This window comes from Sphingomonas sp. LT1P40 (genome assembly GCF_036663835.1).
Lineage (GTDB): Bacteria > Pseudomonadota > Alphaproteobacteria > Sphingomonadales > Sphingomonadaceae > Sphingomonas.
Window position 1 is genome coordinate 805,271 of sequence record NZ_JAXOJT010000001.1, and the last position, 10,919, is coordinate 816,189.

The following is a 10,919-nucleotide window of genomic DNA, read 5'->3' on the forward strand; positions in this document are numbered from 1 at the left end:
AGGTCAGGATGAAGTTCGGATTGACGGCGGCGACCCTGGCGTCGCTCACGGCACCGGCGGCGGCGGAGGTGACGAAGTCCGAACCGACCGGGTTTGTCTCCACGCACCAGCTGGTGATCGCAGCCCCGCCGGAGAAAGTGTGGGATACGATTGCAAGACCCGCATCCTGGTGGAGCAAGGACCACACTTATTCCGGCGACAGCGCGAACATCACGCTGGACCCGCGCCCGGGCGGATGCTGGTGCGAGAAGCTTTCCGGCGGCTCGATCGAACATGCGCGCGTGCTCTACGCCGATCGTGGCAAGGTACTGCGCGTGTCCGGCGCGTTCGGCCCGCTTCAAAGTGGCGCGGTGACAGGCACCATCACTTTCGCGCTGAGGGCGGAGGGGCAGGGAACCGTGCTGACCGTTACCTATGTCGTTGGCGGCTACCATCCCGCCGGCCTCTCGAACTTCGCACAGCCGGTCGATGCGGTAATGGGCGCGCAGATGCCGGGCCTGAAGACCGCAGCGGAAGCGGGTGGTTAGGGCAAGGCCGCACTTGGCGACCGCCATGCGATGATGTATAACCGGCTAATCACGAAAACGGACCGGTCCGGCGCTTGACAGCTTCGGTACGACTCCATATGTCGCGCATCTTCCGAAACACCGGTTCACGGCGGCGCCTTTGAGCGTGCGTCGTGCGCATGCGTTTCGGGTCAACGCGACGAGATGGGGCTGCTGCCATGCATGCCCTGTGGAGCTGGGAGAATATAGTTCATGGCACGTATTGCGGGTGTAAACCTCCCGACCAACAAGCGCGTATTGATCGCGCTTCAGTATATCCACGGCATCGGCGCGACCAAGGCCAAGGCGATCACCGAAAAGCTCGGCATCGCCGAGTCTGCCCGTATTCAGGACCTGACCGATCAGGAAGTCCTGCAGATCCGCGAAACGATCGACGCCGATCACACGGTTGAGGGTGACCTTCGCCGTGAGACTGCGATGAACATCAAGCGTCTGATGGATCTGGCCTGCTATCGCGGCCTTCGTCACCGTAAGGGCCTGCCCGTTCGCGGTCAGCGCACGCACACCAATGCCCGCACCCGCAAGGGCAAGGCAAAGGCGATCGCCGGTAAGAAGAAGTAAGGTCGAGCCGCTGCGAGGCGGCTCCCTTCTGAACAAGGTCAGGATATACCAATGGCACAAGCACCACAGCGTATTCGCCGCCGCGAGCGCAAGAACATCACCTCTGGCGTCGCGCATGTGAACGCCAGCTTCAACAACACCATGATCACGATCACCGATGCCCAGGGCAACGCAATCTCGTGGTCGTCGGCCGGCATGATGGGTTTCAAGGGGTCGCGTAAATCGACCCCCTACGCCGCGCAGGTCGCCGCCGAGGATGCGGGCCGCAAGGCTGCCGAGCACGGCGTCCGCACGCTCGAGGTTGAGGTGAAGGGTCCGGGTTCGGGTCGTGAGAGCGCGCTTCGCGCCCTTCAGGCTGTCGGTTTCCAGATCACGTCGATCCGCGACGTGACCTCGATCCCGCACAACGGCGTTCGCCCTTCAAAGCGTCGCCGCGTCTAGTTTACTTTCCGCCCCCGCCGCGGATCCGGGAAGCCGGGTCTGGGCCGGGGGCGGCTCCAATCCTGGCAGGACCGACCCCCCGTCCTGCCCAACTCAGGGGACGCCTGTGTCTGTCAATGCAAAGAACTGGCAGGAACTTAAGAAGCCGAACGGCCTTGAAAAAAAGGGCGGTGACGGCAAGCGGAAGGCGACCTTTGTCGCCGAGCCGCTGGAGCGTGGTTTCGGCCTGACGCTCGGCAACGCGCTGCGCCGCGTGCTGCTTTCTTCGCTGCAGGGTGCTGCAGTGACGTCGATCAAGATCGAAAACGTGCTTCATGAGTTCTCGTCGCTCGCCGGTGTGCGCGAAGACGTCACCGATCTGGTGCTGAACGTTAAGCAGATCGCGCTGCGCATGCAGGGTGAGGGGCCAAAGCGGCTTCAGCTCAGCGCAACCGGCCCTGCCGAAGTCAAGGCTGGCGACATCGCGGTGTCGGGCGATATCGAGGTGATGAACCCCGAACTCGTCCTGTGCCACCTCGACGATGGCGCGACGCTGAACATGGAACTCGTTGCCGACACCGGTAAGGGCTATGTTCCTGCCGGCTCTAACCGTCCGGCCGATGCGCCGATCGGTCTGATCCCGGTCGATGCGCTCTACTCGCCCGTTCGTCAGGTCAGCTACAAGGTCGAGAACACCCGTGTCGGGCAGGAACTCGATTACGACAAGCTGACGCTCTCGGTCGAGACCGACGGCACCGTGACGCCTGAAGATGCCGTGGCCTATGCCGCACGCATCCTTCAGGACCAGCTTGCGCTGTTCGTTCACTTCGACGATTCGGCGGTCGCGCGTTCGGCTCCGATCGGCGTTGCTGCTCCATCGACGTCTTCGGACGGCGGCAGCGATACGGCGACGATCAACCGTTATCTGCTCAAGAAGGTCGACGAGCTCGAACTGTCGGTTCGTTCGGCCAATTGCCTCAAGAACGACAACATCATCTATATCGGCGATCTGGTTCAGAAAACCGAAGCAGAGATGTTGCGCACCCCGAACTTCGGTCGCAAGTCCTTGAACGAAATCAAGGAAGTGCTGTCGTCGATGGGTCTGCGCCTCGGCATGGAAATCCCGGGCTGGCCGCCTGAGAACATCGAAGAGATGGCCAAGAAGCTCGAACAGGAGATTATGGGCTAACGCTCATAGCTTCCTGGGTTTTGGGCGGTGGCCCGTTTTCTGCACCGCCTGCTACGGGGTACCTGATACGGCCCCCTAACGAACGAAGGAAAATACCATGCGCCATCGCGTAGGCGGCCGTAAGCTTCAGCGGACCTCGGCTCACCGCATTGCCCTGTTCCGCAACATGAGCGCCGCGCTCATCAAGCATGAGCAGATCACGACGACCGTCGCCAAGGCGAAGGAACTGCGTCCTTACATCGAAAAGCTGATCACGCTGGCGAAGAAGGGTGGCCTTTCCAACCGTCGCCTGGCACACAGCCGTCTGCTCGACGATGCGCAGCTGGTGAAGCTGTTTGACGTTCTGGCCGTGCGCTATGCCGAACGCAACGGCGGCTATACCCGCGTCATCAAGGCTGGCCCGCGTGCGTCGGACGCTGCGTGGATGGCGGTCATCGAGTTCGTCGACCGCGACGTCGATGCCAAGGGTCAGGATTCCGGCCCGGTGATGATCGACGAGGATTACGACCAGGCGGCCTGATCGCCGAGCTAAAGCAAGTTAAAGGGCGGTCGCACCGAGTGCGGCCGCCCTTTTGCTATTCGCAGCTGCCGCGTAACCCTTTGCCGGCATGATATTTAACCTCACGCGGCAGATATTCGGGAAAGCGGCACGCGAACCAGTGCACCCGTTTCGCCCCGCGCAGGATCGCGGGCGCCTGCCCGCGCGCGGGCAGATCGTAACTGCCGACCTGTCCGCGTGCGCAATCGAAATATCGCGCCACATCCGCGCGCGGCGGCCCGGTGACACAGGCAAACGCAACGACGCGGAAATCGCATTTGTTGGTGAGGATGCCGACCCCTGATTCGGCGGATGCCACGCACTGGGTGGCATTCGGGTTAGCGGCCTTTGGCTGAACCGGGGCAGGGAGCGCCATGGCCGCGATCAGAGTGGAAACCATCATCGGGCTATGCGCTGCCAGTTCGCTTTCCGTTGATTAGCACGGCCTGCTGCCACGGGCTCGGTGCCTTGTCGGTGCGGTGGATGCACCCCGCCCAGCAACAGGGCCGCTTCTTTCCCTCCAGCAATTCCTCACAGGTTCGCTGAATGCGGCGCCGGCGCGTTGCCGCCTGTTTCGCATCGTCGACCCAGCAGATGAACTCGTTCCGGCCGAGCGGTGTCAGGTTCTTCCAAAGCGTGAGGATTTTGGGATCGGAGCGCAGTGCGACCTCAAGGTCTTCGCTCGCCTCATGCACGGTGCCACCAGGAAAAGTGTTAGCCATGCGGCCTCCTTGCAACGGCGGATTCGCATCCGATCTCGTAAAATACACCGAATCATGGCGCCTGCCACCGTCAGCGTCCGCATGAATCAACACGAATCCGCCATTCCCGCAACTGGCACGCTTCCTGCGAACCGCGCGTCAGGAGGAACGACCGTGAAACAGAAATACGGAACAGGGGCGGGCGGGGTGCTTGCGATCATGCTGGCGGCGGTGCCGCTGCTGGTGATGGGCTGGATCAGCTACGAGACGTCGGTGACCGCGTTTGCATGATGGAGAGCATGACGCGCGCCAAGGGTGCTTGACCCGTGGGCGCGCCGCAATAGGGTGCGCCCTTTCTCGTTTCCGGAGATACCAATGCGCCGCGCATCGCTGATCGCCCTGCCACTCCTCTTTGCCGCCCCATTTGCCAACGCCAATCCGGAGTCGCCGACCACGATGCCCGCACCGATCACCTATCCCGAAACCAAGCGTGGCGACGTCGTCGAGGATCAGTTCGGCACGAAGGTCGCCGATCCCTATCGCTGGCTGGAGGACGATGTCCGCAACAATCCTGAGGTTGCGGCATGGGTCGCGGCGCAGAACAAGGTCACCGACGCCTATCTCGCCACCCTGCCGGGCCGCGACGTGTTTCGCAGCCGGCTGAAGGCATTGTTCGATTACGAACGCTTCGGCGCGCCGTACAAGAAGGGCGGGCGCTATTTCTATTTCCGCAATTCGGGTCTGCAAAATCAGGCGGTTCTCTACGTTCGTGACAGCGTGAATGGCGAAGGCCGCGTGCTTATCGACCCGAACACATGGGCCAAGGACGGTGCGACCGCGTTGGCCGAATGGTCCCCGTCGGAGGACGGCACGCGGCTCGCTTATGGCGTGCAGGATGGCGGCACCGACTGGCGCACCGTTCGTGTGCTCGACGTTAACACCGGCGCGGTGCTGGCCGACGAGATCAAATGGGCGAAGTTCACCGGGATCAGCTGGGCCAAGGACGGCTCCGGCTTTTTCTACGCCCGCTTCCCGGAGCCGAAGGAAGGCACGGCTTTCCAGGCGGGAGCGGACAACCACGCCGTCTATTTTCACAAACTCGGGACGCCGCAGAGCGCCGACCGTTTGCTCTATTCGACGCCGGAGAATCCCAAACTGCTCAACGGTGTCGGCATCACCGACGATGGCCGCTATGCCGTGCTCTATTCGACCCCCGGTTCTTCGACCAGCGACCTGAGCGTTATCGACCTGAAGAGCGCCGACTGGAAGCCGCGCAAGCTGGTCACCGGCTTCGACCATGAGTGGGGCGTCGTCGGCAATGTCGGCACGAAGTTCTTCATCTCGACCAACAAGGATGCGGCGCGCAGCAAGCTGATGACGCTGGACATCGCGGCGGCAACCCCGACGATGACCGACCTGATCCCCGAGGGTGAAGCGGTCCTTAACAGCGCGTCGCTGGTCGGCGGGCGGCTGATCCTGTCCTATCTGGTCGATGCCAAGACCGAGGTGCGGCGGTATACCCTCGACGGCAAGGCGGACGGCACGGTCAAGCTGCCCGGCATCGGCACCGCCGGTGGCTTTGGCGGGGATGCGAAGGACAGCGAGACCTTCTTCACCTTCACCAGTTTCAATGCGCCCAGCACCGTTTATCGCTATGACGTCGCCACCAACACGGCCAGCGTGTGGGCCGCGCCCAAGGTTGCGATCGACCTGAGCAACATCGTCGTCGAGCAGAAATTCTACGCATCGAAGGACGGCACCAAGGTTCCGATGTTCATCGTCCGCCGCAAGGACGTGACCGGCCCGGCGCCGACCTTGCTCTATGCCTATGGCGGGTTCAACGTGACGCAGCTGCCCAGCTTCTCGACCTCGCGGCTGGCATGGGTGGAGCAGGGCGGGGTGTTCGTCCTCGCCAACATCCGTGGCGGTGGCGAGTATGGCAAGGCGTGGCATGACGGCGGACGGCTGCTCAACAAGCAGAATGTGTTCGACGATTTCATCGCGGCGGGCGAATATCTGAAGGCACAGGGGATCACGTCGAAGGATGGCCTCGCCATTCAGGGCGGATCAAACGGTGGCCTGCTGGTCGGCGCGGTCGTCAATCAGCGCCCCGATCTGTTCGCGGCGGGGTTGCCGGCGGTGGGCGTGATGGACATGCTGCGCTTCGACAAGTTCACGGCGGGCCGGTACTGGACGAACGATTACGGCGTTCCGGCGAAGGAGGCGGATTTCAAGAACCTCTACAAATATTCGCCCTATCACAACATTCAGGCTGGCAAGACCTATCCGGCGATCCTGGCGACCACGGCGGATACCGACGACCGCGTGGTTCCAGGCCACACCTTCAAATACACTGCGGCGTTGCAGGCGGCGGATGTCGGGCCGAAACCGCATTTGGTGCGCATCGAGACGCGGGCAGGCCATGGCTCCGGCAAGCCGACCGACAAGATCATCGAGGAAACCGCCGATCTGTGGGCGTTTGCCGCGAAGTGGACCGGGCTGGCCGTGACGCCGGTCAAGTAAAGGGATCTGTCGATGCGTAAGTTTTGCCTGCCGGTCCTCGCCCTTGCCGCTGCATCCTGTTCGATGCCGGAGGCGAAGCAGGGTGAGACGCAGGTGCCGCGTTCGCTCCATGACCGGCTGCTGACGCTCGACACGCATCTCGACACGCCGGTGTGGTTTTCCAACCCACACTGGAAGTTCGGCGACAGGCACCAATGGCAGACCGATCTGGCGCAGGTCGATCTGGGGCGGATGGATGCTGCGCTGGATGGCGGGATGTTCGTCATCTACACGCCGTCCGGGCCGATTACGCCAGAGGGTTTTGCCAAGGCTGGCGCTGCGGCGATGAAGCGGCTGGGTGAGATTGAGCGGACGATTGGGGCCTATCCGGGTCGCATTGCGCTGGTGACGACGGCGGATCAGGCGGTGCGGGCTGACCGGGCGGGTAAGCGGTTTGCCTTTATCAGCATCGAGAACAGCTATCCGCTGGGCGAGGATTTGTCGCTGCTGGGCGAATATTATCGCCGCGGCGTTCGGATGGCGGGGCCGGTGCATTCCAAAGATAACCAGTTCGGGGATTCGGCGACGGGGACGAACACCTGGAAGGGCTTGTCGCCGCTGGGGCGGAAATGGGTCGCTGAGATGAACCGGCTGGGGCTGGTTATCGACGGCAGCCATTCGTCGGATGCGACGTTCGACCAGATGCTGGCGCTGTCCAAGACGCCGATCATCCTGTCGCATTCGGGGCCGAAGGCGAAATGGGACCATCCCCGCAACATCGACGATGACCGCATCCGCAAGCTGGCGGCGAAGGGCGGGGCGGTGTGCATGAACAGCGTGTTCCTGACCAAGCTGGTTTATACCGATGAGCGCAACCGGTTGTCAGCGCTGGCCGACAAGATCGGGACGCTGTCGCCCGCCGAGCAGGCCAAGCTGACGGCGGATATCCGGGCGCTGGATAAGGTCGCGCCGGTTCAGGACACCGATTTCGAAACCTTCATGGCCAACCTGTTATATCTTCTCAAAATTGCCGGGCCGGATCATGTCTGCATGGGGGCGGACTGGGACGGCGGCGGCGGGGTGCGTCAGTTCGAGGATATTACCGCGCTGCCCAAGGTGACCGAACGGCTGGTCGCGGCGGGGTATTCGGAGAGCGATATCGCAAAGATCTGGTCTGGCAATGTCCTGCGGCTGATGCGCGCGGCGGATGCGGCCAAAAACAGATAGTTAGGGCAATCTCCTTACACTGGTGATGCGGATTTTCGGGGCGAGCATCGAGCCCTTCATCACGCCTTGCCCGAGTGTCGGCGATGTCGGGGCGTCGAGGATTTTCCAGATGACGTCCATCCCCTCGACCACCTTGCCGAACGCGGCATAGCCGAGATTGTCGCCGGGCTTGCTCGGGTCGGCATCGAGCGAGGTCTGGTCGCCGACGCTGATCGTGAACTCGCCGCGGCCGGTGCCGGGGGCGAGGCGGGCAGTGGAGATCGCGCCGTTGACGTGCTTCACGCCGGTCTTGGTCGTGGGTTCGTGCGCAATCGGGGGGAGGGCGCGTTTCGGGTTCCCTTCGATCCCGAACTGGACGAAGCCGAATTTGTCGGCGACCTTGACCGCGCGGTAGAAAGCGATGCCGTCGAGGCGCTTTTGATCGGCGTAGCGCAGGAAGTTGCGGGCGGTGATCGGCGCGCGCTCGGTTTCCAGTTCCAGCACGATGCGGCCGGCGGTGGTTTCGATCGCCACCTTCGCGGTTTTGGGCGCGACGGGAGGCGTCGGCGGCACCGTCTGGGCCAGTGCGGCGGTGGGGAACAGCGCGAATACGGCGAGCAGGGTGCGGCGGATCATCATGGCGGCAGTCTTGCGCAATCCCCTTTCGTCCACAACAGAATAGCTTGGCTGGACTGCGCCACGCGGTAACCCATGTTGCGGAGAGCGATGCCCTTCCCCTAGATGCGGCAAGCTCCATAGGAAAAGACCATGACCGCCACCCACTCGACCCGCATGCTCATCCTCGGTTCTGGCCCTGCCGGACTTAGCGCCGCCATCTATGGCGCGCGGGCCGGGATGGCGCCGATCGTGGTGCAGGGCATCCAGCCGGGCGGACAGCTGACGACGACCACCGATGTCGAGAATTACCCCGGCTTCCGCGAGGTGATCCAGGGGCCGTGGCTGATGGAGGAAATGCAGGCGCAGGCCGAGCATGTCGGCGCGCAGATGATGTACGATACGATCGTCGAGATCGACCTGAGCCAGCGCCCGTTCCGCCTGATCGGCGATGGCGGCACGGTCTATGTCGGCGACGTGCTGGTGATCGCGACGGGTGCGCAGGCCAAATGGTTGGGGTTGGACAGCGAGGAAGACATGAAGGGCAAGGGGGTTTCCGCCTGCGCCACCTGTGACGGATTTTTCTATCGCGGCAAGAAAGTCGCGGTGATCGGCGGCGGCAACACCGCGGTCGAGGAAGCGCTGTACCTGACCAACCACAGCCATGACGTCACGTTGATCCACCGCCGCGACACCCTGCGCGCCGAGAAGATTTTGCAGGAGCGGCTGTTCGCCAATCCGAAGATTACGGTGCTGTGGAACAAGGGCGTCGAGCGGTTCGTGGATGGCGGCGGCAATGCGGGCCTGGTCGGGATCGAGCTGAAGGACACGGTGACGGGTGCGGTGTCGACGCTGGACGTCGAGGGCGGGTTCGTGGCGATCGGGCATCATCCGGCGACCGAGCTGTTCCGTGGGCATCTGGAGCTGGACGAGGACAGCTATATCGCGGTCGAGACCGGCAGCACGCGGACCAGCGTGCCGGGCGTGTTCGCTTGCGGCGACGTGATGGACAAGGTCTATCGCCAGGCGGTGACGGCGGCGGGGACCGGGTGCATGGCCGCGCTGGACGCCGAGCGGTTTCTGGCCGAAGCGGATTTCGAGAAGGTCGCCGAAGCGGCGGAGTGACGCTGCGGGGTGCGGAAAGTCACGAAGGTCATGGCTGTTATGGGGTCGTGGCGGTGGTGATGTGACGGTTTCCGCGCGGCCCCGTTGACAGTCTTGACGAAAATGCGGGGTTTTGGGGTTGCCGCGACTGCGACCCGGCGGGTTGGCGACGGGTTTGCGCCATGTACGCGACAGGTTTGCGACTGTGACGCGACACCGGGGCGACAGGGAAGTTGACGCTGCGCGGGTTGACGAAGTTAACGGTTTTGACGGGCTGCCCACGCGGTTGACGCGGGTGGGAGTCGCTGGTTGGCGTGGGGAGGGTCCCGGGTTTGGCATGGGACTGGTTAGATATGCTGGAGTGGGGGTTGTAGGAAAGTTGTTTGTGACGGGCATCGCTGAGCCCGCTGCGGATCATGTGGGTGCGTGGGTCGTTTGCAATCACGCCACGAACCCGGAGCTTTCATGCGGCCCATCCTGTTTCTGCCTTTGCTTCTTGTCGGCTGTAATGCGGCCCCGATGCCGCCAGCCCAGAATGTAACCGAAGCACCCTTAGCCACCAAAGGGCTGGACGCGGCGCGGATGGCGCAGACGCTGGCTGCGGCCGAGCGGTTGCCGCGGTTGCGGTCGTTGCTGGTGCTGCGGGACGGACAGACGTTGGCGGAACACCGGTTCAATGGCGGGCCGCCGCTGGACCGGGCGGTCAACATCAAGTCGGCGTCGAAATCGGTGTTGTCGGCGCTGGTCGGCATCGCGATCGCGCGCGGGGTGCTGACGGGAGCGGATCAGCCGGTGGTGTCGGTGCTGCGAGCCGATGCGCCGGCCAATCCCGATCCGCGGTTGGCCCGGCTGACGCTGGGCAATTTGCTGTCGATGCAGGCGGGGCTGGAGCGGACCTCTGGGCCAAACTACGGGCGCTGGGTATCCAGCCCGAATTGGGTGCGCTTCGCGTTGTCGAGGCCATTTGTGGATGAGCCGGGCGGCGGGATGCTTTATTCGACCGGGAGCAGCCACCTCGTCTCTGCGATGCTGACGCGGGCGAGCGGGCGCAGCACGCTGGCGCTGGCGCAGCAATGGCTGGGCGAACCGCTGGGCATTGCGATCCCGCCCTGGCCGCGCGATCCGCAGGGGGTGTATTTCGGCGGCAACGATATGCTGATGAGTCCGCGCGGTCTGGCGCGGTTCGGCGAGCTGTACCGGCTGGGCGGCGTGGTCGATGGCAAGCGCATCCTGCCCGCCGAGTGGATCAAGGCGAGCTGGACGCCACGCGCGACGTCTCCGTGGAGCGGGGGGCAATATGGTTATGGCTGGTTCGTTGGCGATATGGGCGGGCATGCGGTGCGCTATGGCTGGGGCTATGGCGGGCAGATGCTGTATATCGTGCCGAGCTTGAAGCTGACGGTCGTCATGACGTCGCAATCGGATGCCGCGCGCGAGGGTGGGCATATCGATGCGTTGCACCGATTGTTGGCGGAGGGGGTGATTCCGGCGGCCGAGGCGGGGGCCTGAAATCGGGC

At 63.5% G+C, this 10,919-nt stretch carries 12 protein-coding genes; 9 read left to right on the forward strand and 3 right to left on the reverse strand.

What is annotated here, in order from left to right:
• Positions 1–8 precede the first annotated feature (8 nt).
• From U1702_RS03855 to rplQ, 5 genes are all read left to right on the forward strand, one after another.
• Positions 9–527, forward strand: coding sequence for an SRPBCC family protein (locus U1702_RS03855; RefSeq protein ID WP_332722215.1), 519 nt, complete (start codon positions 9–11; stop codon positions 525–527).
• A gap of 231 nt (positions 528–758) precedes the next feature.
• Entirely contained in the window at positions 759–1,127 is a 369-nt protein-coding gene (gene rpsM / locus U1702_RS03860; protein WP_332722217.1) for a 30S ribosomal protein S13, read from the forward strand.
• A 51-nt stretch (positions 1,128–1,178) separates the two neighbouring features.
• Entirely contained in the window at positions 1,179–1,568 is a 390-nt protein-coding gene (rpsK, locus tag U1702_RS03865) for a 30S ribosomal protein S11 (RefSeq protein ID WP_332722219.1), read from the forward strand.
• Positions 1,569–1,674: 106 nt separating this feature from the next.
• The gene (locus tag U1702_RS03870; protein ID WP_332722221.1) at positions 1,675–2,736 is read left to right on the forward strand and encodes a DNA-directed RNA polymerase subunit alpha; all 1,062 of its coding nucleotides are present in this window, start codon (positions 1,675–1,677) and stop codon (positions 2,734–2,736) included.
• A gap of 97 nt (positions 2,737–2,833) precedes the next feature.
• A complete protein-coding gene (rplQ, locus tag U1702_RS03875) occupies positions 2,834–3,256 on the forward strand; it encodes a 50S ribosomal protein L17 (protein WP_332722222.1) in 423 nt (140 codons plus the stop codon).
• A gap of 55 nt (positions 3,257–3,311) precedes the next feature.
• Here the strand turns inward: rplQ and U1702_RS03880 are convergent, their stop codons facing one another.
• Both U1702_RS03880 and U1702_RS03885 read right to left on the reverse strand, forming a co-directional pair.
• A complete protein-coding gene (locus U1702_RS03880) occupies positions 3,312–3,677 on the reverse strand; it encodes a hypothetical protein (RefSeq protein ID WP_332722224.1) in 366 nt (121 codons plus the stop codon).
• A gap of 4 nt (positions 3,678–3,681) precedes the next feature.
• Positions 3,682–3,996, reverse strand: a complete 315-nt coding sequence (locus U1702_RS03885) for a YdeI/OmpD-associated family protein (protein WP_332722226.1) — start codon at positions 3,994–3,996, stop codon at positions 3,682–3,684.
• Between the two features lie 354 nt (positions 3,997–4,350).
• Between U1702_RS03885 and U1702_RS03890 the strand changes: the two genes are divergently transcribed.
• Together U1702_RS03890 and U1702_RS03895 are read left to right on the forward strand one after the other, a co-directional pair.
• Positions 4,351–6,498 (forward strand): prolyl oligopeptidase family serine peptidase, encoded by a 2,148-nt coding sequence (locus U1702_RS03890; RefSeq protein WP_332722228.1) that lies wholly within the window; start codon positions 4,351–4,353, stop codon positions 6,496–6,498.
• 12 nt (positions 6,499–6,510) lie between these two features.
• Positions 6,511–7,704 (forward strand): dipeptidase, encoded by a 1,194-nt coding sequence (locus U1702_RS03895; protein ID WP_332722230.1) that lies wholly within the window; start codon positions 6,511–6,513, stop codon positions 7,702–7,704.
• Here U1702_RS03895 and U1702_RS03900 read toward each other — a convergent pair whose 3' ends face one another.
• Positions 7,705–8,322: a peptidylprolyl isomerase gene (locus U1702_RS03900; protein ID WP_443026800.1), complete on the reverse strand. Its 618-nt coding sequence runs from the start codon at positions 8,320–8,322 to the stop codon at positions 7,705–7,707.
• A gap of 129 nt (positions 8,323–8,451) precedes the next feature.
• On the opposite strand from U1702_RS03900, the gene trxB reads away from it, so the two are divergent.
• Complete coding sequence (trxB, locus tag U1702_RS03905; RefSeq protein WP_332722232.1) at positions 8,452–9,423, forward strand: thioredoxin-disulfide reductase; 972 nt, start codon at positions 8,452–8,454, stop codon at positions 9,421–9,423.
• A 444-nt stretch (positions 9,424–9,867) separates the two neighbouring features.
• Positions 9,868–10,911, forward strand: a complete 1,044-nt coding sequence (locus U1702_RS03910; RefSeq protein ID WP_332722234.1) for a serine hydrolase domain-containing protein — start codon at positions 9,868–9,870, stop codon at positions 10,909–10,911.
• Positions 10,912–10,919 lie beyond the last annotated feature (8 nt).